Source organism: Blautia faecis (assembly GCF_020554845.1).
Classification (GTDB): Bacteria; Bacillota; Clostridia; order Lachnospirales; family Lachnospiraceae; genus Blautia_A; species Blautia_A faecis.
Genome location: NZ_JAJCIA010000012.1, coordinates 12,906 through 36,305 on the forward strand (window position 1 = coordinate 12,906; position 23,400 = coordinate 36,305).

A 23,400-nucleotide genomic window follows, 5' to 3' on the forward strand; every position below is an offset into this window, starting at 1 on the left:
TTTTTATTTGAAAAGGATAAAACTACATGAATTATGTGATATCAGATATCCATGGATGTTACAAGGAGTTTAAGACACTTTTAAAGAACATAGGGTTTTCTTCAGCAGATACATTATTTGTTCTAGGAGATATGGTAGATCGCGGACCAGATCCAATCGGAGTACTGAGATTGATGGCTTCTTATCCGAACATCTATCCACTTGCAGGAAATCATGAATTTATTATGATGAGTATTCTTCAAAAGTTAATGCAGGAAATTAGCGAGGATAATATTGAATCTACTCTTACAGAAGAATTTTTGCATAAATATAATTTATGGATAGAAGATGGTGGTGCCACTACTATAAATGGATTTAAAAAGCTCCCAAAAGAAGAACAGGAATTTTTATTAGATTATTTGAATGACTTGTCTGTTTATGAAAGGATAACAGTAAATAACCAAAACTATATACTTGTTCATTCTTTGCCAGATAATTTACAGAATGGAAATGATTTAAATTATCAGATTGAAGAAATTATATTTGGAAGACCTGATTTTACAGCATCGTGGAATCAGGAGGATATCTATATTATTGGACATACTCCTACTTTCAAAATTCCAGGAGCAGAATCTGGAAAAATATATAGAAGAAATAATTTGATTGATATTGACTGCGGATGTGTTACCGGACATGCATTATGTGCGTATTGTATTGATACAGGAGAAACGTTTTATGAACCGTTTTTTGTCTGAAACTGGTAATAAAGTACAGGCGCATAAGGGAGTATTTTGGCTTATTGAGGATAAATTGCTTACTTTTCCTTTCGAGAAAAACAGATATCAATCCTCAGTTTCAAAATCGGGCGATACATATGTTCACAAATAATTGTGGAAAGAGATTTCTAATTCAAAAGTTTCATACAACTTTTATCCAAGAGGCAGAGTTGAAATTAAGAAATGTGGAAGTTCAATTGTTTATATGAATCCCAATATTGCAGAGGAGTATGTGAAGCAAATTATGGATGATTTTGGACTATATGAGTATCCTAAAATAATATATGATAATAGCTTGCATTATAAATGTTATCTGGATGATGGTTGGCGAGCAGAGTGAATACAAATGTATTTTTGTGATAAACAAAAGAAATCTCATACTATTTATAAATAGCAAGAGATTTCTTTGATGAAAACTTATAAAAGAATTACAGGAAATTCAAATCACATAATCCGAACTTGTCATATGGAGGAATGCCATTGTTTTCTCACTCTTGGGCTGTGAGAAGAACTCTTTGGATGGTCCCTCTTCTACGATAACACCGTCCTCCATGTAGACTACCCAGTTGGCAACTTTTCTGGCAAAATCCATTTCGTGGGTGACTACGACCATGGTGGTTCCTTCGTCGGCAAGCTTTCTCATAACATCCAGAACCTCGCCGGTAAGTCTTGGGTCAAGGGCGGAGGTTGGTTCGTCGAAGAGAACTACTTCCGGATTGTAGGCGATGGCTCTTGCGATAGCTACACGCTGTTGCTGCCCACCGGAAAGCTGGTCCGGATAGAAGTTGGCGCGGTTTGCCATGCCTACTTTTTCCAGCATTTCCATAGCTTTTTTCTTCGCTTCTTCAGGAGAATTCTTACGGGCAATGGTAAGACCCTCCAGTACATTGTCAAGTGCTGTTTTGTTGCGGAAAAGATTGTATCCCTGGAAGACAAAGCCCATTTTCATTCGTAACTGCCGGATCTCTTTCCTGGTAACAGCAGTGATATCTTTGTGGAAATCATCGAAGGTGATTTCTCCTTTATCTGCCTGCTCCAGAAAGCTGATACAGCGGAGAAGGGTTGTCTTTCCAGAACCGCTGTTTCCCAGAACTGCGATCACAGAACCTTTTTCAACTTTGAAATCAACACCTTTTAATACTTCGTTTGATCCGAATTTTTTATGGATATTTTTTACTTCCAGCATATTTTTTTCTCACATTCTTATATAGAAATTTGGTAATTGATAACAGGGTATTATGAAGAAACTTAAAAGTCTTTCTTCTGTAGCAAATGATATAAAATACGAGTTGTTCACATATGGTGATGCTGCCGAAGGCGACATTAATTATACTTCGACCTTTAAAATATCATTAAAGTAGTTATTGGCAACCATCAGTACACCCATAGCTGTGATAACTACGATTTCTTCTTCTGTAAACTCTTCTTTTAATTCAGTATAGATTTCATCCGGAATGTTTTTCGGATCTTTTGCAAGAGCGCGGCCAAAAGAAATAAGTAATTCTTCCTTCTTTGTAAATTGAAAATTGTCGAAATCAATACCATTATCTTTCAGAAGCTTTCTGAAATAAGTACTGCATACCAGGCAGTCATTTTCTTCGGAAATTGCATATTCAAAGAAGTCACCGGCTCTTTTTCCAATCAGTCTCTGCAGCTCCCGGTCAAGGGTGTAGGAGCTGTCTTCGATGGCTTTGAAAGCTTCTGCATTATGGAGAAGAGTAAGCTTTTCATTAGTGAGCCTATAGCCCTGTGCAAGATGGTTTCTGATTACTTCTTTCTCTTTTTCCCCTGCTGTTTCCGGGTCGATTTTTGAAATATAAGACATAATTATTCTCCTTTCACTGGCGTAGGAGCATTCCATACCAGCTTTTTCTCAAAATAGTTTTGTACCCATGTAAGGACGGTACAGATTATAAGGTAAATAACAGCAGCCTCGCAGTACAGGGCGAAGGGCTCGTAGGTTCTGGCGGCAATCTGCTGTGCGGTGGTGAACAGCTCCACAACTGTGATACTGGAGGCAAGGGAAGTGTCCTTGGTAAGTCCGATCAGTGAGTTAAACAGTGGTGGAAAAGCGATTCGGAATGCCTGGGGCATTACAATCCTGGTCATGGTCTGGCGGTAACTCAGACCCACCATATAAGCAGCTTCTGTCTGTCCTTCTGGTACCGCCTGGATCGCAGATCGGAAAATCTCAGCGTTGTAAGCGCCAAGGTTCAGGGCAAATGCAATCACAGCGGATGGAAAAGCGTCCAGGATAATTCCTACAGACGGCAGGCCAAAGAAAATGATGAACAGCTGTACAATAAGTGGGGTTCCGCGGAAGACCCATATGTAAAATCTTGCGAACTGCTTCAGTCCTTTTACATTGGCAATCTGTACCAGGGCTAGAAAAAGGGCGATGATGCAGCCAAAAACAAAGGATAATAAGGTAAGGGGGATTGTAACTTTTATTCCGGGTATGAGGATTCTGGTAAAGGAAGATACCAGAATCCCTGCTAATCGTTCACTCATAATTGTTTCCTTTTACTTTCAATTGTTGGATGATTGTCTGTTGTTCTGGACAACAGCTGTGGCAAAGTAATTAATTCTCATCAGTGCTTTCGGCTGATGCATCCTCAGAAGCGGTGTCTGTATTGTCTGCATTTTCATCCTGCGGCTGCGTGAAGTCTGTGCCGAAGTAATCCTCAGAAAGCTTGCTTAAAGTTCCGTCTTCTTTCAGTTCGTCAATAGCGTTCTGAACTGCATCATATAAAGCTGTTTCCCCTTTCTTGATCGGGACAGCGTAGGTATCTACAACGTCCGGAATTACGAAAGCAACTTTCAGATTTGCATCCGGGTGCTGCTGAAGGTATTCATTGAATACAACAGAGTTAAAGGTTGTGAAATCAGCGCGTCCGGATTCAATCAGGGAAACTGCTTCGTCTGCTGTACTGATCTGAACCAGAGATGCACCGGCATCCTCCAGAATATCAAGGTAAGCGGTTGTAGCAGTGTTTGCTACTTTTTTGCCATCCAGGGAAGCCATATCTACGATATCATCATTGTCCTTGGCTACTACGATCTGCTGTGTGATGTAGAAATATGGTCCTGCGAAATCGTATTTCTCTTCACGCTCAGGGGTGATACTTACTGCATTAATTACTGTGTCCAGACGTCCGCTGTCGATTCCTGCAAGAAGGGAATCCCAGTCAGATTCTGTGAAATCTGCTTCCACACCAAGCTTGTCTGCAATTGCCTTTGCTACCTCCACGTCAAATCCGGTAAGCTCTCCGTTGTCGTCATGATAGGTGTATGGAGGATAGGTTCCTTCCACACCGACTTTCAGTTTTCCTGATTCCTGAATCTGTGCAAGCTCGTCATCAGCTGCATAAGCCATACTGCATGTTGCCAGAACTCCTGTTAATACTGCTGCAATTCCTAAAGTCAAGATGCTTTTTTTCATAATTTTATCCTCCTCCGATGTGTTTCCTATTTAGTAACTAGGATTAATATGGATTGAATAATAGCATAGAAATCTGGCGTTGTCTAATATGGAATAAAGATAGCTGGCTATAGGTAATGACTATAATCTGTCTAAATTGAGAGTACACGGCTTGACTTAATAGGAAGATATGGTAAAGTGGAAGAAAGAAGTTTGGTGGGAGTGAGGCTTGATGGAAAATACCGGAATCAGAGATGAAGTAATACAGGAAATTTATACACTAGCTGAAAAATATAATATCAAGAAAGTAATTCTCTTTGGGTCAAGGGCTCGTGGAGATTTCAAAAGGACGAGTGATATTGATCTTGCAGTCAGTGGAGGGGATTTTTGCAGATTTGCATTGGATGTAGATGAGGAAACGCAGACTTTGTTAGAGTTTGATATAGTGGATTTAGATGGAAATGTACAAGAAGAACTTTTAGAGTCGATTCGTAAAGAGGGAAGGATATTATATGAAAAAATATGAGAATTTTTGTGCTTCATTAAGGAATATGAAGGAAATTTATAATTATATGGAGCCATATGATAATGTAGTTTTGACTGGATTGGTAGGTTTATATGAAATATGTTTTGAGCAGTCCTGGAAAATGATGAAAGAGATATTGGAATTACATGGATATGAAGAAGGGGCAACCGGATCTCCGAAAATAATATTAAAAACAGCATATAAGGCTGGAATGATCAAGGATGAGGAATTGTGGCTTCAGGGACTTCAGGCAAGAAACAATGTGACACATTCTTATAATCAAAATATAGCATTAGGAATTGTAAAAAATGCAAAAGAAAAATTTTATGACATGTTTATAGAGCTGAAAAGAGAAATTGAAGAAAACTGGCTTGAATAAAATGAATGAAAGTAGGTGGGGAAAGACAGGAAATTTTATCCCCCTGGGAGGCTTGCGGGAATTTATAAATATGGTATTCTAAACGGGACACAGAAAAAGTGTTAATTCTGTTAAGCAATTGTGTGACTTATCTCCGCGTTTAAAGTTACACAGAAGGTCTGCAGACAGTTCCGGACTGTCTGTGAGACAAAGGACGGCAGCTATTACTCCGCAAAAATAGCTGCCGTATCTTTCGTAATGAAGTTTTCGCCAGAGAGGGAAAAGATATGTTTGATCTGAAACAATTGAAATATTTTATAGTGTGTGCTGAAACAGGCTCTATCAGCGAAGCTGCCAAGCTTCTTTATACAACCCAGCCCAGTGTGAGCAAGGCAATCAAAGCGCTGGAGGAAGAAATGGGGATTGTATTGTTTGAGCGTATGCCAAGGGGAATTGCGCTTACGGTGAAAGGCCGGGAGGCATACCGATATGCGTGCAGGATCATAAATGATTCCCGGATACTGGAAGAGATGAGCCATGGGAATATGGCAAAATATCTGCGGATTTCATTGAATCCCAGTTCCTGGTTTACGAATCAGTTTGTTGAATTTTATAAAAAGAATTACGAAAAAGATTATCATTTTGAAATTTATACAGCCGGAGTACGGAATGTAATGGAACGTGTGAGGGATTATCTGTCTGATATTGGCTTTGTATATGTAATGGAACAGCAGATGAAAGAATTTCAATATGAATTATCGAAAAACCGTCTGGTGTTTAGTAATATGCAGGAGAGTGTGGCAACTTTTTATCCTGGAAGATTGAATCAGTTATATCAGGGAAATCCGAAAACAAAGGACAACGTGAGTCTGAAAGAACTGAAATCCCAGCGCTTTATCCAGAATTACCGTGATGAATTCCTGGAACTGGGAGACAGGGAAAAAAAGGGTGTGTTTAGTTGGGAAGACCTGGATGTATCCGTTATTACAAACAGTGACTATATTATGGAAAAAATGTTAAGAGAAACAGACCTTTCCAATATCAGCGGAAGTTATCTTTCAGAGGATAAGAAAGCAGTAAATAAAGGAATCCCGTTGGAATTTAAAAAGAATAAAATCTATTTTGGATATGTAAGAAGGAAAAATGATGAACCGAATGAAATGATAGACGAATTCCTGGAATTTCTAAATGAAAAGCTGAAGATGGATAATGAAAATGAAAGCTTTAAGTAAAAGATGGATGAAATTGATATTAATAAGCAAAATAAAGGAAAAGGGAATACGCTAATTAATACTGATATTCCAAAATCAATGAAAACCATGCAAAATCGGAATAGCTCATAACCCCCCGGGTGGGTTGTGGGCTGTTCTTTTTTTTGCTAAACTAAACAAAATTCCCAGGCAAAGAGGTTTGCATGTTGCTATTTACAAATGAATGGTAGTATTTGTAAGGCAGGACTCTTTCTTGCAAAACCATGCAAAGATTAACGATAGACACCTGCGCAGGCAGGTGTTTTTAACGCAATAGGAAATTTCGTCGGAATTCCCTGCTGCATGAAGGGTACAATCATTTTTGAAAAGGAGCAAAGCGTAGATGATATGAAGAAATATGCAATCAGGCGTCTGCTTCAGCTGATCCCGATTCTGTTTGCCATTACCTTTTTATCCTATGGAATGATGCGAATTGCGGGTAGTGATGTGGTTACGCAAAAAATGGAAAATACAGGAGCTGTGGTATCAGAAGCCACATTGGATGCCGCCAGGGAGCAGCTGGGACTGGATAAGCCTTTTTTGACCCAGTATTTTGTTTGGCTTGGTAAACTGCTCCGGGGAAACATGGGAAACAGTTATGTATCCGGATTCCCTGTTTTTGATACCTTTATATCGAAACTGCCGGCTACATTGCTTTTGACATTAACCTCCATAGTACTTACCATCGTTATTTCCATTCCGCTTGGAATACTGGCAGCTGTAAAACAAAATACGATTGTGGATTATCTGATCCGGGTATGCAGTTTCATTGGAAACAGCCTTCCCAACTTTTTTGTATCCCTTTTGCTGATGTATTTTCTCGCTATAAAGGTAAGGATTTTTCCGGTTATAGCCAAAGATGTCAGTCTGAAAAGTGTGGCAATGCCTGCAATCACATTGGCGATTGCCATGTCTGCAAAATATCTCAGACAGGTGCGGGCAACTGTGTTGGATGAATTGAGCAAAGATTACGTGGCAGGAGCAAAGGCAAGAGGTGTGAAATTTTCTGTTACATTGTGGAAAAGCATTATGAAAGCTTCCCTGGTTACAATACTCACACTGTTAATGCTGTCTGTTGGAAATCTCCTGGGAGGAACCGCAATCGTGGAATCTATTTTCATGTGGGACGGTGTTGGAAAGATGGCTGTAGATGCTATTTCCATGAGAGATTATCCAATTATACAGGCCTATGTAATGTGGATGGCAATTATTTATGTAGTTGTAAACCTGCTTACAGATCTGTCTTACCGGTTCCTGGATCCGAGAATTCGTCTGGGAGGTGTGAAGCAGTGAGTGAGATGAAGGATAAAATGCAGATTAAAGTATGTAGTGGAGAAGCTTCCACAAAAAATGAACAGAGCAAGAATGCTGAAGGGAAGAATGCGCAGAATAAAAATGGGGAAAAGTCAGTAACTGTACGTGTTCAGAAGATAAAGAAAAACCATATAAAACAGAAGCTGATTTTTTTCCTTATATTGGCAATCGGACTTGTAATCGTGGCGCTTTTTTCAGAACGTCTCTGTCCATATGATCCATACGCCCAGGATTTGTCCAGTGCCCTTCAGCCTCCAAGTATGGCCCATCCAATGGGAACAGATACATATGGAAGGGATATGCTTTCGCGTGTGATCAGTGGAGCGAGGGCAAGTATTTTTTCCACATTTATACTGGTAGCTGTGATTTCCATATTTGGAACGGCAGTAGGTGTATGCTGTGGATTTTATGGTGGAATTATTGATTCCGTAATGATGCGGATTTCAGACGTCTGTCTTGCATTTCCTGGTCTGGTATTTGCCATGGCAATCGCTGCTATCCTTGGCGGGGGAATTCAGAATGCGATTATTGCGCTGGCGGTGATCAGCTGGCCGAAATATTCCCGTATTGCAAGAAGCCAGACACTGGCGCTGAAGAATGAACCCTATATTCATGCGGCAATCCTTGCCGGCGATAGTTCCTGGCAGATTATGCTAAGACATATTCTTCCCAATATGATGGGGCCTGTTCTGGTAACTGCCATGCTGGATATCGGAACCATGATGATGGAGCTGGCAGGACTTTCCTTTCTGGGACTGGGAGCCCAGATTCCTACAGCTGAGTGGGGAAGTATGATGAGCAGCGGCAGAAGTATGATCCAGACCTATCCGTGGGTTGTATTGTCACCGGGAATTGCCATTTTTATTTCAGTTGTTATTTTTAACCTGTTAGGAGATACCGTCCGGGATTATCTGGATCCGAAGAATAGTCACTAAGAGCCTGTTTGAAAAATCATTCCTGCAATCTGCACGCCCCACTTTGCGGTATATTCTGCCCTCTTTCGGTTGGCGTAGCCCGCTACGCCGCCCTCAATCGGACAAAATCTCCCACAAATTGTGACGCACATCTTGCAGAAAGCCTTTTTCAAACACGCTCTAAGAGAAAAAATATTTTCTAATAAATTAATACAAAATGAGGAGGACAAACATGAAAACGAAGAAAATTTTTGCAGCATTATTGACTCTTGGCTTAAGTGTAAGCCTGACAGCAATGCCTACACTGGCAGAGGACAAGAAAACATTTGTATTTGGAGATACCACATTTAATGCGGAAAATGAGGAAGCAGATATCAATCCACAGAATACCTATGCTGGATGGGCATGTATCCGTTATGGTATTGGAGAGACATTATTCCGTTATTCTGATACTATGGAAATCGAGCCATGGATTGCCAAGGAATATGAAAATATTGATGACCTGACCTGGAAAATCACCTTAAATGACGGTGTTGTATTTTCCAATGGACGTGCCTGTGATGGAGAGGCCGTAAAGGAATGTCTGGAATCCCTGATTGCAAACCATGAGCGTGCAGCTGGTGACCTTTGCATTGACACCATTGAAGCAGATGGAAATACCATTATCATTAAGACTACAGAACCGAAACCGGCGCTGATCAATTATTTAAGTGATCCTTACGGATGTATCATTGATGTGCAGGCAGGAATCACAGACAATGGAATTGTAATTGGTACAGGCCCTTATGTAGCAACGGATCTGGTGACGGATGATCATCTTACCCTTGTAAAGAATGAGAATTACTGGAATGGTGATGTAAATATTGATGAGATTACAGTTCGTACCATTTCTGATGGAGATACACTGGCATTTGCCCTTCAGGCAGGTGAGATCAATGCTGCTTATGGTATGGCATATGCAAGCTATCCACTGTTTGAAAATGATGATTATACATTTTCCAGTACTGCAACCAGCCGTGCATTTTATGCATGGATGAACTTTGAAAGCCCGGTAACCTCTGATCCGGCTGTTCGTAAGGCAATTGCAATGGGAATCGACAAAGACAGTTTCGTATCTGTACTTTTAAATGGCTATGGATATCCGGCTGTAGGAGCCTTCCCGGATACCTTCTCTTTCGGTGGCCAGAATCTGACTACGGAAAGCTATGATCCGGATGGAGCGAAAAAGGTATTAGAGGATGCAGGCTGGGTAGATTCCGATGGTGACGGAATCCGTGAAAAAGATGGTCAGAAGCTTGTGATCCGCTGGCTTACCTATCCAAGCCGTCAGGAGCTTCCTCTTCTTGCGGAAGCTGCACAGGCAACACTGAAAGACATTGGTATGGATGTACAGGTAAATTGTACTTCTGATAACAATACCATCCGTAAAGATCCTACTTTATGGGATGTATATGCAAGTGCCATGGTAACAGCACCTACAGGAGATCCACAGTACTTCTTTACTTCCTGTGCGCTGGACGAGTCTGTTTCCAATAACGGACATTATCATAGCGATAAGCTGGAAGAACTGGCAGCTGAAATAGAGACAGAATTTGATGTGGACAAACGTGCAGAGCTTGGAATCCAGATGCAGCAGACCGTTCTGGATGACAACGCATATGTATTCTGCTCTCACCTGAGAATGAGTATGATTTCTCAGTCTAATGTAACCGGATTGGTTGCACATCCATGTGATTACTATGAGCTGACAGCAGATCTTGATATTAACTAAAAGGATAAATCAGTAAGCAGCTATTAAAAAAAATAAACGGAGCGGATTTTCAGAGTAGACAAGAATTAATAGCATGACAGAAAAAGGAGAAGACTTTAAAGTGAATGAAAACGAAATACTGACCTACGATTCTGTGGAAATATCATTTGGTGGAAAAGCAGTGGTTCATGATGTGAGTTTCTCCTTGAAACCAGGTGAGATTCTGGGGCTTGTAGGAGAGTCTGGCAGTGGAAAAAGTACATTGATCAAGGCTGCCATGGGACTTCTTGGAGCAGACGGACTTGTGACAAGAGGTGATATCTGCTATAAAGGACAGAATATCTTGGATATTCCGGAAAAGGAAAAAAGAAATATCCGGGGAGCTGAAATTGGAATGATCTTTCAGGATGCCGGGGCTTCCCTTTGTCCGATCCGTACAATTGGAGAACAGATTTATGAAAGCATACGTGCCCATAAAAAGGTTACCCGGGCAGAAGCCAAAGAACAGGCAATGGAGTTATTTGAAAAATTAAATTTCAAAGACAGTGAGAGAGTCTGGGACAGTTATCCCTTTGAATTGTCCGGGGGAATGAATCAGAGGGCAGGAATTGCCATTGCCATGCTGATGAATCCTCCCATATTGTTTGCGGATGAACCTACCAGTGCCCTGGATGTAGCAGTGCAAAGGCAGGTAGTAAATGAAATGCTCCATTTAAGAGACCTTTTCGGAACTGCAATCGTGATTGTAACCCATGATATCGGAGTGGTCAGTGCAATGGCAGATACCGTGCTGGTTTTGAAAAATGGTGAAGTACAGGAATATGGAGCTGCCCGTGAAATTCTTGAAAATCCGCAGAAACCATATACAAAGAAGCTGCTTGCAGCAGTACCAAAACTGCAAAGAGGAGAACGGATATGAGTGTTCTTTTAGAAGCGGAGCATTTGACAAAAATATTTTTACAAAAAGGCAAAGAACCATTTCAGGCGGTTTCTGATGTGAGTTTCACTCTTGCAAGTGGAGAAACACTGGGAATCGTAGGAGAGTCTGGCTCTGGGAAAAGTACGCTGGCAAAAATGCTTACACGTTTGACGGATATCAACAGTGGAACCTTAAAATTTGAGGGCAAAAATATCACGAAGCTGAAACCAAAAGAGTTAAAACCTATATATGGGAAAATCCAGATGGTATTTCAGAATCCCACAGGTTCTTTTGATCCAAGAAAAACTCTGGAGGACGGAATTGGAGAGAGTCTGAGAAACCGTGGAATGAAAAAAGCTGAGATAGAAAAAAGAGTAGGAGAGCTGTTGGAACAGTGCGGCCTGGACAGAGCATTTGCAAAGCGGTATCCACATGAGGTAAGTGGTGGACAGTGTCAGCGTGCAGCGATTGCCCGGGCTCTGGCTGTGCAGCCTCAGATTCTGATCTGTGACGAAGCCACAAGTGCTCTGGATGTTACCATACAGAAGCAGATTATGGAGCTGCTGGTAGAATTGAAAGAAAAGCATGGCTTGTCTTTTATTTTCATCTGTCATAACCTGGCACTGGTTCAGATGTTCTGTGATAAGGTGCTGGTTTTAAGTGAAGGAAAAGTAGTGGAAAGCGGAACACCGGATGACATTATTAACCATCCGAAGGATCCCTATACCAGGATGCTGGTAGAAGCTGTATTTTAAAATTTATTTATTTTCCATGATACAGAGTGCGTTTAAAAATCTTTTAACAAGAGTGGACGAATTTGAAAGTGGAAAATGGTATTCCAATATAGTGATTTTACATGCAAAATGAGAATGGGTAAATATCCCCCCTGGGAGCTTGTGGCAAATCTTATATCTGTTAAAATAAGTTTAGCAGAAAGGCAAAGAAAGCCAGAAATGCGAATTCTTATACATAGTTACATGTAAGACCTCCACTAATTATTACATGTAAGATTTTCTTTGGAAAACAGTTGTAAGTCTTGTCACTTATGACTGCTTTTCTTTTAGGTAAAAATGAGGCATCTAGGTGGAAAGGATTTGTTACGGAACAAAAAGTGGACAGTAAGACAGAGGTTACTGAGAAGGTAGGGAAAAGCGTTTGGGGCTGCAAGTATATTCTGCAACAACCAAAAAAGGAGAGGTAGACGACTATGAAAAGAAAAGGAATCATTGGGCTGTTGTTGATCGGAACAATGCTCATTACTCCAACCACCGCTGCATTTGCAGAAGAGAACAATGAAACACTGGTATACGGAAGCGGAGATTATACCAGAATCAATCCGGCCATGGATGAACATGGCGAGATCAATATTATGATTTTTAACGGATTGACAGCGCATGACGGAGACAATCAGGTGGTTCCGGGACTGGCTAAGAGCTGGGACTATGACGAAGAAACCTGTACTTATACTTTCCATCTTGAAGAAGGTGTAAAATGGCATGATGGGGAACCATTTACTGCTGATGATGTAAAATTTACCATTGAAGCGATCATGGATCCGGAGAATGGTTCTGAAAATGCGCCAAACTACGAAGATGTAGAAGAAATTACAGTTGTTGACGATCATACAGTATCTTTTAAACTGGATGCGCCGAATGTTGCATTTCTTGACTACATGACCATGGCTGTGCTTCCAAAGCATCTTCTGGAAGGGGAAGACATGCAGACTTCTGATTTCTTCCGTAATCCGGTAGGTACCGGTCCATATAAGCTGGAAAGCTGGGAAGAAGGACAGGCGATCACTTTGGTAAAGAATGAAGATTATTTTAAAGGTGAGCCTAATATTGATACAGTAGTGTTCAAAATCGTGACAGATGACAATGCAAAAGCATTGCAGCTGAAATCCGGCGAGCTGGATCTGGCCTTGCTGACACCAAAGGATGCTGCTACTTTTGCAGATGATGAGGCATATACCTGCTATGATATGAAAACATCCGATTACAGAGGAATTCTGTTTAATTTCTGGAACGAGTACTGGCAGAAAAATAAAGACCTGATTCCGGCTGTGTGCTATGGAATTGACAGACAGGCGATTGTAGATGCGGTTCTTCTTGGACAGGGAATGACTGCATATGGACCACTTCAGCGTAATATTTACAATGATGAAAATGTAGAACATTACGATTATGATCCGGAAAAAGCAAAATCCGTTCTGGAAGAGGCTGGCTGTGAAATGGGAGATGACGGATTCTATTATCGTGATGGGGAAAAAGTTGGATTCGTGATCAGTGTTGGTGCAGGAGACCAGGTTCGTGTAGATATTGCACAGATCGCAGCACAGCAGCTTCAGCAGATCGGTATGGATGTGACTGTTGAAATTCCGGCACAGGTTGACTGGGGCGGACAGATGGCATATCTGATCGGATGGGGAAGCCCGTTTGATGCAGATGATCACACTTACAAGGTATTTGGCACAGATAAAGGTGCAAACTATTCCGGATATTCCAATGAGCTTGTGGATAAGTACCTGACAGAAGCACGTCAGTCTGATGATCCGGAAGTACGTGCAGAAGCTTATGACAAGTTCCAGGAAGAGCTGGCAAAGGATCCTGCATTTGCGTTTATCTGCTATATTGATGCGAACTATGTAGCGGAAGCAGATATTCAGGGAATTGATCCAGATACCATTATGGGACATCATGGTGTTGGAATCTTCTGGAATGTGGCGGACTGGACAATCACAGACTAATCTGCAATTGGTTGAAAAGCGAAAGAATTTATGAGGAAAGGGGCAGTAGCAAAAGAAAATTTGCTGCCCCTTTCTTTCAGCGTAAAGAGGAACAAAATGGAAAACGTATTAGAAGTCCGAAATCTGTCAGTTAGTTTTGACAGTCCAAAAGGAGAAGTACAGGCAGTCAGGGATGTTTCTTTTTCTTTACACAAAGGAGAAGTTCTGGCAGTTGTAGGAGAATCCGGCTGTGGAAAAAGTGTTCTGTGCAAGAGCATTATGAAGCTGCTCCCCAAAACTGCCAGAATAAAAGAGGGCAGTATCCGGGTTATGGGAACAGACATTACCGGATACAAAGAGAAAGAGATGCAGAAAATCCGTGGAAAAATTTTTTCCATGATTTTCCAGGATCCTATGACATCTTTAAATCCCACTATGAAAATAGGTCAGCAGATTGCAGAGGCAATTCTGATTCACGATAAAAGAAAAACAAAAGAACAGGTTTATAAAAAAGTATTGGAATTGATGGAGCTGGTTGGAATCGAACATGCACAGGAGCGCTATCATTCTTATCCCTACAATTTTTCCGGAGGAATGAGACAGAGAAGTGTTATGGCAATTGCACTGGCTTCTGATCCGGATATTTTATTTGCAGATGAGCCTACAACGGCGCTGGATGTGACGATTCAGGCACAGATTCTGGATCTTCTTGGAGAAATACAGAAGAAAATGGGAACGTCTACCATTTTGGTATCCCATGATCTTGGAGTAGTTGCAAGGACTGCAGACCGGGTGGCGGTCATGTATGCGGGGAAAATCGTAGAAATCGGAACAGCAGAAGAAATTTATTATGATCCGAGGCATCCTTATACCTGGGGACTTATGCAGTCTCTGCCCTATTTTTCCCGGGGGAAAGAAAATCTTTATACTATTCCCGGAATGCCGCCATCTTTGGTAAACCCACCTAAGGGCGATGCCTATGCCTGCAGAAATGAATATGCCCTTGGAATTGATTATGAGGAAATGCCGCCTATGTTTCAGATTACGGATACTCATTATGCAGCTACCTGGCTGTTAGATAAAAGGGCACCACAGATTATCCCGCCTGTAGGAGGAAAAAAAGTTGAATGAGGAAGTTTTAGTTGAGGTAAAGCATCTGACACATCGCTTTCATCTGACAAAAAAAGCGGTTATCCGGGCAGTAGATGATATTTCTTTCCAGATTTATAAAGGGGAAGTGTTCGGACTGGTGGGAGAATCCGGATCAGGAAAATCAACGGCGGCAAGATGTCTTATGAATATTTATCAGCCTTCTGAAGGAGAAATAAGGTATCGGGGAATAAATATCTGTGATAAAAAAGAATTTAAGGCGAACCGGAAGCTGCTTCAGACAAAACGGCAGATGATTTTCCAGGATTCTGCTTCCAGTCTGAATCAGAGAATGAAGGTCGTGGATATTATTCAGGAACCTATGAAAATCAATCATATTGTGCCGCCCAGGGGGACTGGGAGGCAGGAGGCTGAATTTCAGATGCGGTATGTAGGTCTGGATAAGAGCTTCCTGGACCGTTATCCTTCTGAATTATCAGGAGGACAAAGGCAAAGGGTTGCCATTGCAAGAGCTCTTAGCATGGAACCGGAATTTCTGGTGGCAGATGAGCCGGTGGCTTCTCTTGATGTTTCTATTCAGGCTCAGGTGATTAATCTTTTCCGGCATTTACAGAAGGAACATGGTTTTACCTTTTTATTTATCGCGCATGATCTGGCTATGGTGGAATTTCTGTGTGACAGGGTTGGAGTGATGTATCATGGAAAAATTGTAGAGCTTGGACCAGTTAAGGAGGTTTTTGCAAATCCCCAGCATGGATATACCAAAGCTCTTCTGTCTGCAATTCCTATCCCGGATCCTGTTCGGGAAAGAAAGAGGAAAATACAGATCTATCAGGAGAACGATGTTAAGAACGGAAGTTTACAGGAAATCTCTCCTGGACATTTTGTATGGAAGGAGCTGTGAAGATGAGAAAACGTAATCCGTTTCTGTATTTCGGGAAAAAAACAGCTGTTTTTTTGCTGAGTGTCCTGATTTTGTCCATTGTAGTGTTTTATGTGGCGCGCCTTGCACCTGGGGATCCGTTGATTTCCTATTATGGAGACCGGACGGAAAAGATGAGTCCAAAGGAACGGGAGTGGGCCATGGAAAAGCTGGGACTGAACGAGCCGATTCATGTGCAATATGTAAAGTGGCTGGGAAATGCTTTTCATGGAAATTTCGGGATTTCTTTCAAGTATAAGCAGGATGTCCTGGAGGTGATCAGTGGACGAATCGTAAATACTTTGCTGCTTGGGGGAATCGGATTTCTATTTATTTTTGTCGGTTCTCTTCTGGTTGGAATTTTTTGTGCATGGAATGAAGAGCGATGGATTGACCGGATCTTGTGTAAGCTTGGAACCATATCCAGCTGTATCCCGGAATTCTGGTTTTCAATTGTATTGATTCTGATTTTTGCAGTAACCTTGCGGATTCTGCCAAGCAGCGGAGCCTACTCCACAGGAAAAGCGGGAGACATCTGGGATAGAATCCGTCATCTGATTCTGCCGCTTACCATTGTTATACTGGAACATCTCTGGTACTATGCCTACATGATACGCAACAAGCTCCTGGAAGAAGTAAGGGCAGAGTATGTGCTTCTGGCGAAATCAAAAGGAGTAAAGAAGAAAAATATACTTTTTAAGCATTGTCTGCGGAATGTGATGCCTGCCTATCTGAGTATTATGGCAATTGCAGTTCCTCATGTCCTGGGAGGTACTTTTGTAGTGGAAAGTGTATTCTCTTATCCTGGAATTGGCGCTTTGTCCTATGAGAGTGCAAGATATCATGATTATAACCTGCTGATGCTGTTATGTATTATGTCCGGTATTCTGGTGATTTTCTGCAATATGCTCAGCCAGATCATAAATGAGCATATTGATCCGCGGATGAAGGCAAATGAGGTAACAGAAATGTCGGAGGTGACAGAATCATGACAGATCGTTCTTTTGAAATTGTAGGGGCGTGTAAGAATGAAGAACAGAATGCTCTGCCTAAAAAGTCTGCTTTCAAAAAAATGTTTGAGGGAAAACCAGTTTTATCTGTAATTATTTTGGGCGGGATTCTTCTGGGCTGTTTGTGTGCAAAATGGATCATGACAAAGGATCCGACTTATATGGACCTTCTGAATTATAATAAGGCACCTGATGGGGAATTCCTGTTTGGAACAGATACTATGGGAAGAGATATTTTTTCCATGATCTGGTACGGCGGCAGAATTTCGCTGATCATTGGTGTGCTGTCAACGGTTATTTCTGTTTTTATAGCAATTCTGTTAGGGGCATTTAGCGGCTTATCCCCACAGTGGCTGGATAATCTGCTTATGCGCTTTACAGAAATTTTTCTCAGTATTCCTTCTTTGCTGCTGGTTGTTCTGTTACAGGCAATTCTGGGAAAAGCCAATGTTCTAAGTCTTTCGCTGGTAATCGGACTGACTAGCTGGACCAGTATTGCCAAGGTGGTGCGTACAGAGGTGCGGCAGATTCGAAACAGTGAATATGTAATTGCATCCAGATGTATGGGAGGCGGCTTTTTTCATATTTTGTGGAAACATCTGGCACCAAATTTCATATCGACCATTATGTTCATGGTAATTATGAATGTGCGAAGTGCAATCATTTCAGAGTCTACTTTGAGCTTTATGGGAATTGGTCTTCCGGTTGAGGTGATTTCCTGGGGAAGTATGCTGTCACTTTCCGAAAAGGCGTTGATGACAAATTCCTGGTGGATCATTGTGATTCCGGGAGCCTTCTTGATTGTGACCTTATTGTGCCTGACAAATATTGGAAATTATATGCGGAAGAATGTGAACCGGAAGGAAAGTAATCTGTGATTTTTAGGAAAAAATTTCACAAAAAAATCCGTCAAAAAAAATTTTATTTGGTTAATCATAATCGGAACAGGTGACTATAATAAGGGACGTAAAAAGAAAAAAGAAGTACTTAACAAAACCTCTTTGTTGAAGGCTGCTAAGCGTTTCAGAATTTTGGAGGAAAAGATAAATGAATACTTTAAAAGCTGAAAAAAGAAGCATGGATGTCAAAGCAAAGAAATTAAGAAGAGAAGGATTTGTAACAGGTAACCTGTTCGGCAGAGAAATTGAAGGTTCCATTCCCCTTAAGTTTACTAAGAAAGAAATTGAAGTTCTGTTGAAGAACAACAATAAAGGAAGCCAGGTAATGCTGGAACTGGATGGTAAAACCTATGATGCGCTGATCAAGGAAGTTGATTATAATCCACTTGCACATACAGTAGAGGAAGTTGATTTCCAGGCACTGGTAAGCAATGAGATGGTTCATTCCACTGCTGAGATCATTCTGGAAAATGAAGAGAAGGTTATGTCCGGTGTTCTGCAGGATGAGTTGAAAGAGGTTGCATACAAAGCACTTCCGGCAGATCTGGTTGACAAGATCAAGGTTGATGTGGCTGGTATGAAGATTGGTGATACGCTTCGTGTGAAAGACCTTGAAATCGCCAAGAATAAGAATATCCACATCACAACTGATCCGGAAGCAGTTGTCGCAACTGTAACACCAGTTCACAACGTAGTTCCGGAGACTGAGACAGAGGCTGAAGAGACTGCTGAGGAGAAATAAGCTGGCGGCAGTTGCTGAAATTGAATTTTGAATATGTGGGAATGAAATGGGAAGCTGTTCACTGGGAAATTGGTGGGCAGCTTCCTTTTGTCTGGTATTTCTAAAAGGCGGTTATTAGAGTGTGTTTGAAAAATCTCCCATAAATTGTGACGCACATCGTGCAGAAAGCCTTTTTTAAACACGCTCTAATAAAAATTTGTTACGAATTTTAAAAACTGCTTCACATGTGGCTTCAGAATCCGGTTCTTACTGTACACAATGTAGAAGGTTCGCATGGCGGATTCGTGATTCAGGGGAAACATGAGAATCTGGTGGGTGTCGGCCAGATCTTTGGCAGAGCAGGCAGAGAGGATGGAGATTCCAAGGCCGCCGGCTACAGACTTGCGGATGGCCTCCAGATCGTTCATGCGGGCTACAATGTGCAGGGAAGAAGCCGGGATATTTCGTTTTTCCAGATAGCGGTCAATTTCCTTTTTGGTTCCAGAACCAGTTTCGCGCATAATAAAGGGTTCTCTTAGAAAATCAGAGAAATCAAGGGTACCGGAATCCATTTTTTGCTGATATTGCAGGTAATGCTGGTTGACCGGGGTGGCAATTACAAGTTTATCTTTGCAAAAAGGAATAAAACAGCAGTCTGGTTCGTCAAAGGTATTTCCCACCAGAGCCAGATCCACGCTGCCATCTAGAACTCTTGCCACAGCGCCGAGACTGTCGGATTGCCAGGAGTGAAAATATACGTCTGGAATCTGGCAGGTGAAGGCACTGAGAATACCTGGCAGAAGGTAGGAGGAAGGAATGGTGGAAACAGCCAGGTCAATGATCTTTTTATTTTGTCCGGTGAACTCTTCTATAATGTTGCTGCGCATGTTCAGCATATTGGAGGCGCAGTCATAGAGCAGAAGACCGCGCTGGGTGATGTTCAGCTTCTTGGTGGTGCGGATCAGCAGCCGCGAGTTCAATTCCTGTTCCAGAGAATTGATGTGGGCACTGATGGTGGGCTGGGTCAGGTTCAGCTGGCGGGCGGCTTCGGAGAAGCTTTTATTTTCGACTACGGCTACGAAGGCCTCTAATTGTTTAAATTCCATAGGATAAAAATACTGGTTCCTTTCTCAAAGACTAATTAAGTGTTACTAATGCTGAATTTATAAGTCTAAAATTTTCTTTAATCCCTGGATGGCAAAATCCAGCTCATTCTTTGTATTTTCCGGTCCAAAGGAGAACCGGATAGTTCCGGCAGGATAAGTACCAAGCGTCTTGTGGGCGTTTGGAGCGCAGTGGAGTCCGACTCTGGTCATAACACCATACTCATTGTCCAGCTGCCACGCCACCTGTGACATGTCGATTTCTGGTGTCTGGATCGAAACAACTGCATTTCGGTCAGTGAGATCTTTTTTTCCAATAATACGGATATGTCTGCCAGTATCGTCCAGTGCCTGCAGCTGTTCCAGAAAATAACCAGTGAGAGACAATTCTTTTTCATTTATCGCCTGCAAAGAATGCGTTTTCAAGTACAAAAGTGCTTCATGCAGTCCATAAATTCCAGGCAGATTAGGTGTCCCGGATTCAAAGCGATCCGGCATAAAATCCGGAATTTCTTCCGTATGAGATACACTTCCGGTACCGCCGGAAATCAGTGGTTCCATTTGTTCTGCCAATTCCTGGGAAACCAGGAAACCACCTGTCCCTTGTGGTCCCCGAAGTCCTTTATGTCCGGTAAAAGCTAACGCGTCAATATGCATTTTGTCCATATTAATTGGTACGATCCCAGCCGTCTGTGCAGAATCCACAACAAAATAAAGCTGGTGCCTCTGACAGATTTCCCCAAGGGCATCAAGGGGCATCCTGGTTCCGCATACATTGGAAGCATGTAAAGTGACAATAGCTTTCGTCTCAGGGCGGATCAGTTCTTCTACTTTTTCCAGAATCATAGAGCCGTCCGTTCTGCAAGGAATCCGGTCAAAGGAAATCCCTGAGGAAGCCAGCTGTACTACAGGTCTCATAACTGCATTGTGCTCCATGGCGGATACCAGAATATGGTCTCCTGGTTTTAAGAATCCTTTTAAAATAAAATTGAGACTGGTGGTGACATTCGGTGTAAAAATTACATTTTTGCATTTGGAAAAGTGGAAAAGTTCTGCCAGCAGCTGGCGTGTCTCATAAATAACTTCTTCTGCTGAGTAAGCACTGGAGTAGCAGCCGCGGTTCACGTTAACTCCGTTCATAGTCAGGTAATCCATCATAGCTTGTGCCACACCTGGAGCCTTTGGAAAAGAGGTGCTGGCCTGGTCGAGGTAAATTCGGTTCATGATTATATCCTTTCGCTTGGAAAATGGTTATTTAATATATCTATAATACCACGATTTATCGACAATATCTATAAATACTTAAAATAATCCCACATAATCAATTAGAGTTTTCTGACAAAAAATGCTAAAATAGAGGAAAGATTTGACAGTTATCTAAGGAGGAAAGAGTATGAAAGAAACATTGTCAAAGAAAGAAACACCCATAATCATCGGAGCCGGTGTCATCATCGGAATCATTGCAGTGGCTCTGGTATATTTCGGAAACCCTGCAAATATGGGCTTCTGCATTGCCTGCTTCCTGCGTGATACTTCAGGAGCACTGGGATTCCACAGTGCAGCTGCGGTTCAGTACATCCGCCCGGAAATTGTAGGACTGGTACTTGGCTCCTGCATTCTTGCTCTTGCAACCAAAGAATTTAAGCCAAGAGGCGGCTCCGCACCTGTTACCCGTTTTGTGATCGGAATGTTCGTTATGATCGGCTGCCTGATGTTCCTTGGCTGCCCATTCCGCATGATCCTTCGTCTGGCTGGCGGCGATTTCAACGCCATCTTTGGTTTGATCGGATTTATTGCTGGAATCCTTGCCGGAGTATTTTTCCTGAAAAAAGGCTATACTCTGAAACGTTCCTATAAAATGCAGCCGGTTGAAGGCGGCATTTTCCCAGTAGTGGAAATCGGAATTCTTCTGCTTCTCATTGCAGCACCTGCATTCATCCACTTCACAGAAGCTGACGGTGGTCCTGGAGCAAAGCATGCTGCAATTGCAATCTCCCTGATCGCAGGGCTTCTGGTAGGTGCACTTGCACAGAGAACCCGCCTGTGTATGGTTGGAGGAATCCGTGACGTGGTACTGTTTGGAGAGTGGAAGCTGCTTCTTGGATTTATTGCAATTCTGGTAAGTGCGTTGATCGGAAACATGATCCTGGGATATTTTAATCCAGGATTTGCAGGACAACCTGTCGCACATACAGATGGTCTTTGGAATGCACTTGGAATGGCGCTTGCAGGATTTGGCTGTGTCCTTCTTGGAGGCTGCCCGCTTCGTCAGCTGGTTCTGGCTGGTGAAGGAAACACAGACTCCGCCATCACAGTATTTGGTCTGATGGCTGGTGCAGCTGTAGCACATAATTTCGGACTGGCATCTTCTGGAGAAGGCCCGACTGCAAATGGCAAGATCGCTGTTGTGATCGGTTTTGTGGTTCTGATCGTGATTGCGACAGTAAATTCCATGCGTAAGAATGAAGCGTGAAGTTGATTAAGGACGCTCATTTATAGTATATCTGTGTAAACAGACAATTCCGTTTAGTTGAAATAATGAAAAATCTAAGGAGATTAAGTGTATGAAAACAATAGATGCAAGAGGGCTTTCCTGCCCGGAACCTGTGATCCGTACTAAGAATGCGCTGGCATCCGGTGAGAAGGCATATACGGTAATGGTAGATAACGTAACAGCCAAAGAAAACGTATCCCGTTTCGCCCTGCATCAGGGATATAAGGTGTCTGTAAAAGAGGATGGGGAAGACTTTGTCCTCACTCTTGAGAAATAATGGGAGATTACATAGCCACATTTTTTTCCCATTTTGGAGCTATGTCTTTCAAGAAAAAATGTGAGAAAGAGGGATATCCGGCTACGATCATGCCGGTGCCAAGGAATTTAAGCTCTTCCTGCGGAACCTGCGTGAAATTCACAGGGGAAGCACAGACTGCGCAAAACTGGAACTCCGATGAAGTGGAGCAGCTGGTAAAAATACTTGAAACAGGAAGCTTTCAAGTTATATGGCATAGCTAAAGGTAAATAGCGGATAAGAGGAGAATGTATTATGCCAGAAAACAGGCAGTCTAATTATGACCAGGTAATCGAGAACTGGAGATTGAAATTCCTGGAAATGGATCAGGAGGAACTGATTCGCAAATTTCAGCTGGAAGCTGATGAGGAGTTTCTTTATATCATCTACTTTTCAAAAAGATTTCGAATTGACCGAAAAAACGGATTCATTACAGAAGATGGGAAAAGCCCTGGATTTGATACGGTGATGAATATTTATAATACGTTTTACTATTCAGCAGCTCATCCTGTGGCATCGGGCAATCTGGTGGCTTTTCGCCAGGTGAAGAGAGTGTATCCTTTTGAGGCTGCTTACAGAAGGACGATTATTTCCAGGCTGCAGGAGCTTTTCGCCGGGAAAACAGAAGAATTAAGAAAAGCCTGTGAGGTTCTTGGGGGAACTTTGCTTCCTCAGGGAGATGTGGGGTATGTGCTTCCGGTATTTCCTTTTTTGAATATTGCAGTTTTGTTCTGGGATAAGGATGAGGAATTTGAAGCACAGGCAAACATGCTTTTTGATTCGGAAATCACAGAGTTCATGCATGAGGAAAACGTAGTGTGTGTGGCGGCGGACGCGGTGTATTATCTTACATTGGCTGCCGGAATGACGCCAGAGAAGATATATGCCCAATAGGGGATTATAATATAAAAAAG

General features: G+C 42.0%; 27 protein-coding genes. 20 read left to right on the forward strand and 7 right to left on the reverse strand.

Going from position 1 to position 23,400, the window contains the following annotated elements; genetic code table 11:
- Positions 1-26 precede the first annotated feature (26 nt).
- Entirely contained in the window at positions 27-734 is a 708-nt protein-coding gene (locus LIZ66_RS07735) for a metallophosphoesterase (RefSeq protein WP_195700398.1), read from the forward strand.
- 460 nt (positions 735-1,194) lie between these two features.
- Here the strand turns inward: LIZ66_RS07735 and LIZ66_RS07740 are convergent, their stop codons facing one another.
- The 4 genes from LIZ66_RS07740 to LIZ66_RS07755 form a co-directional block, all read right to left on the reverse strand.
- Positions 1,195-1,941 (reverse strand): amino acid ABC transporter ATP-binding protein, encoded by a 747-nt coding sequence (locus LIZ66_RS07740; protein WP_226836544.1) that lies wholly within the window; start codon positions 1,939-1,941, stop codon positions 1,195-1,197.
- A 141-nt stretch (positions 1,942-2,082) separates the two neighbouring features.
- Positions 2,083-2,580: a carboxymuconolactone decarboxylase family protein gene (locus tag LIZ66_RS07745; protein ID WP_226836543.1), complete on the reverse strand. Its 498-nt coding sequence runs from the start codon at positions 2,578-2,580 to the stop codon at positions 2,083-2,085.
- A gap of 2 nt (positions 2,581-2,582) precedes the next feature.
- Complete coding sequence (locus LIZ66_RS07750; RefSeq protein WP_118578156.1) at positions 2,583-3,266, reverse strand: amino acid ABC transporter permease; 684 nt, start codon at positions 3,264-3,266, stop codon at positions 2,583-2,585.
- Between the two features lie 70 nt (positions 3,267-3,336).
- On the reverse strand, positions 3,337-4,197 hold the full coding sequence (locus LIZ66_RS07755; RefSeq protein ID WP_226836542.1) for a transporter substrate-binding domain-containing protein: 861 nt from the start codon (positions 4,195-4,197) through the stop codon (positions 3,337-3,339).
- Between the two features lie 211 nt (positions 4,198-4,408).
- On the opposite strand from LIZ66_RS07755, the gene LIZ66_RS07760 reads away from it, so the two are divergent.
- From LIZ66_RS07760 to nikC, 5 genes are all read left to right on the forward strand, one after another.
- Entirely contained in the window at positions 4,409-4,702 is a 294-nt protein-coding gene (locus LIZ66_RS07760) for a nucleotidyltransferase family protein (protein ID WP_195700401.1), read from the forward strand.
- A complete protein-coding gene (locus LIZ66_RS07765; protein WP_195700402.1) occupies positions 4,689-5,081 on the forward strand; it encodes an HI0074 family nucleotidyltransferase substrate-binding subunit in 393 nt (130 codons plus the stop codon). Before LIZ66_RS07760 ends, LIZ66_RS07765 begins: the two co-directional genes overlap by 14 nt.
- Before the next feature lie 266 nt (positions 5,082-5,347).
- Positions 5,348-6,292 carry a LysR family transcriptional regulator gene (locus LIZ66_RS07770; RefSeq protein ID WP_195700403.1) on the forward strand — a complete coding sequence of 315 codons (945 nt, stop codon included), beginning with the start codon at positions 5,348-5,350 and terminating at the stop codon, positions 6,290-6,292.
- A gap of 366 nt (positions 6,293-6,658) precedes the next feature.
- On the forward strand, positions 6,659-7,603 hold the full coding sequence (locus LIZ66_RS07775; protein WP_226836551.1) for an ABC transporter permease: 945 nt from the start codon (positions 6,659-6,661) through the stop codon (positions 7,601-7,603).
- Positions 7,600-8,559 (forward strand): nickel transporter permease, encoded by a 960-nt coding sequence (gene nikC / locus LIZ66_RS07780; protein WP_226836541.1) that lies wholly within the window; start codon positions 7,600-7,602, stop codon positions 8,557-8,559. Before LIZ66_RS07775 ends, nikC begins: the two co-directional genes overlap by 4 nt.
- Here nikC and LIZ66_RS19185 read toward each other — a convergent pair.
- The gene (locus LIZ66_RS19185) at positions 8,556-8,657 is read right to left on the reverse strand and encodes a DUF6783 domain-containing protein (protein ID WP_308768398.1); all 102 of its coding nucleotides are present in this window, start codon (positions 8,655-8,657) and stop codon (positions 8,556-8,558) included. The two genes, nikC and LIZ66_RS19185, sit on opposite strands and share 4 nt — an antisense overlap.
- Here LIZ66_RS19185 and LIZ66_RS19190 point away from each other — a divergent pair.
- The 10 genes from LIZ66_RS19190 to LIZ66_RS07825 all read left to right on the forward strand — a co-directional run bounded on the left by LIZ66_RS19190 (position 8,610) and on the right by LIZ66_RS07825 (position 18,615).
- A complete protein-coding gene (locus LIZ66_RS19190) occupies positions 8,610-8,741 on the forward strand; it encodes a DUF6783 domain-containing protein (RefSeq protein WP_308768397.1) in 132 nt (43 codons plus the stop codon). The two genes, LIZ66_RS19185 and LIZ66_RS19190, sit on opposite strands and share 48 nt — an antisense overlap.
- A 29-nt stretch (positions 8,742-8,770) precedes the next feature.
- On the forward strand, positions 8,771-10,309 hold the full coding sequence (locus tag LIZ66_RS07785; protein WP_226836540.1) for an ABC transporter substrate-binding protein: 1,539 nt from the start codon (positions 8,771-8,773) through the stop codon (positions 10,307-10,309).
- Positions 10,310-10,409: 100 nt separating this feature from the next.
- Positions 10,410-11,207 carry an ABC transporter ATP-binding protein gene (locus LIZ66_RS07790; protein WP_226836539.1) on the forward strand — a complete coding sequence of 266 codons (798 nt, stop codon included), beginning with the start codon at positions 10,410-10,412 and terminating at the stop codon, positions 11,205-11,207.
- The gene (locus LIZ66_RS07795) at positions 11,204-11,962 is read left to right on the forward strand and encodes an ABC transporter ATP-binding protein (RefSeq protein ID WP_226836538.1); all 759 of its coding nucleotides are present in this window, start codon (positions 11,204-11,206) and stop codon (positions 11,960-11,962) included. Before LIZ66_RS07790 ends, LIZ66_RS07795 begins: the two co-directional genes overlap by 4 nt.
- Positions 11,963-12,414: 452 nt before the next feature.
- Positions 12,415-13,953, forward strand: a complete 1,539-nt coding sequence (locus LIZ66_RS07800) for an ABC transporter substrate-binding protein (protein WP_195700092.1) — start codon at positions 12,415-12,417, stop codon at positions 13,951-13,953.
- A gap of 96 nt (positions 13,954-14,049) precedes the next feature.
- The gene (locus LIZ66_RS07805; RefSeq protein ID WP_226836537.1) at positions 14,050-15,063 is read left to right on the forward strand and encodes an ABC transporter ATP-binding protein; all 1,014 of its coding nucleotides are present in this window, start codon (positions 14,050-14,052) and stop codon (positions 15,061-15,063) included.
- Positions 15,056-15,946 carry an ATP-binding cassette domain-containing protein gene (locus LIZ66_RS07810; protein ID WP_195700090.1) on the forward strand — a complete coding sequence of 297 codons (891 nt, stop codon included), beginning with the start codon at positions 15,056-15,058 and terminating at the stop codon, positions 15,944-15,946. The genes LIZ66_RS07805 and LIZ66_RS07810 overlap by 8 nt, the downstream gene beginning before the upstream one ends.
- Positions 15,947-15,948: 2 nt before the next feature.
- A complete protein-coding gene (locus LIZ66_RS07815; RefSeq protein WP_195700089.1) occupies positions 15,949-16,956 on the forward strand; it encodes an ABC transporter permease in 1,008 nt (335 codons plus the stop codon).
- Positions 16,953-17,852 (forward strand): ABC transporter permease, encoded by a 900-nt coding sequence (locus LIZ66_RS07820; RefSeq protein WP_195700088.1) that lies wholly within the window; start codon positions 16,953-16,955, stop codon positions 17,850-17,852. Before LIZ66_RS07815 ends, LIZ66_RS07820 begins: the two co-directional genes overlap by 4 nt.
- 169 nt (positions 17,853-18,021) lie before the next feature.
- A complete protein-coding gene (locus tag LIZ66_RS07825) occupies positions 18,022-18,615 on the forward strand; it encodes a 50S ribosomal protein L25 (protein ID WP_118578167.1) in 594 nt (197 codons plus the stop codon).
- A gap of 185 nt (positions 18,616-18,800) precedes the next feature.
- On the opposite strand, the gene LIZ66_RS07830 is transcribed toward LIZ66_RS07825, so the two are convergent.
- The gene (locus LIZ66_RS07830) at positions 18,801-19,700 is read right to left on the reverse strand and encodes a selenium metabolism-associated LysR family transcriptional regulator (RefSeq protein WP_118578168.1); all 900 of its coding nucleotides are present in this window, start codon (positions 19,698-19,700) and stop codon (positions 18,801-18,803) included.
- A 57-nt stretch (positions 19,701-19,757) separates the two neighbouring features.
- A complete protein-coding gene (locus LIZ66_RS07835; RefSeq protein WP_118578169.1) occupies positions 19,758-20,921 on the reverse strand; it encodes an aminotransferase class V-fold PLP-dependent enzyme in 1,164 nt (387 codons plus the stop codon).
- A gap of 169 nt (positions 20,922-21,090) precedes the next feature.
- Between LIZ66_RS07835 and yedE the strand changes: the two genes are divergently transcribed.
- The 4 genes from yedE (at position 21,091) to LIZ66_RS07855 (ending at position 23,380) form a co-directional block, all read left to right on the forward strand.
- On the forward strand, positions 21,091-22,170 hold the full coding sequence (yedE, locus tag LIZ66_RS07840; RefSeq protein ID WP_118578170.1) for a YedE family putative selenium transporter: 1,080 nt from the start codon (positions 21,091-21,093) through the stop codon (positions 22,168-22,170).
- Positions 22,171-22,261: 91 nt separating this feature from the next.
- Positions 22,262-22,468 carry a sulfurtransferase TusA family protein gene (locus tag LIZ66_RS07845; protein WP_148461112.1) on the forward strand — a complete coding sequence of 69 codons (207 nt, stop codon included), beginning with the start codon at positions 22,262-22,264 and terminating at the stop codon, positions 22,466-22,468.
- Entirely contained in the window at positions 22,468-22,710 is a 243-nt protein-coding gene (locus tag LIZ66_RS07850; RefSeq protein WP_148461113.1) for a putative Se/S carrier protein, read from the forward strand. The genes LIZ66_RS07845 and LIZ66_RS07850 overlap by 1 nt, the downstream gene beginning before the upstream one ends.
- Positions 22,711-22,741: 31 nt before the next feature.
- Positions 22,742-23,380, forward strand: a complete 639-nt coding sequence (locus LIZ66_RS07855; protein ID WP_148461114.1) for a DUF3786 domain-containing protein — start codon at positions 22,742-22,744, stop codon at positions 23,378-23,380.
- Positions 23,381-23,400 lie beyond the last annotated feature (20 nt).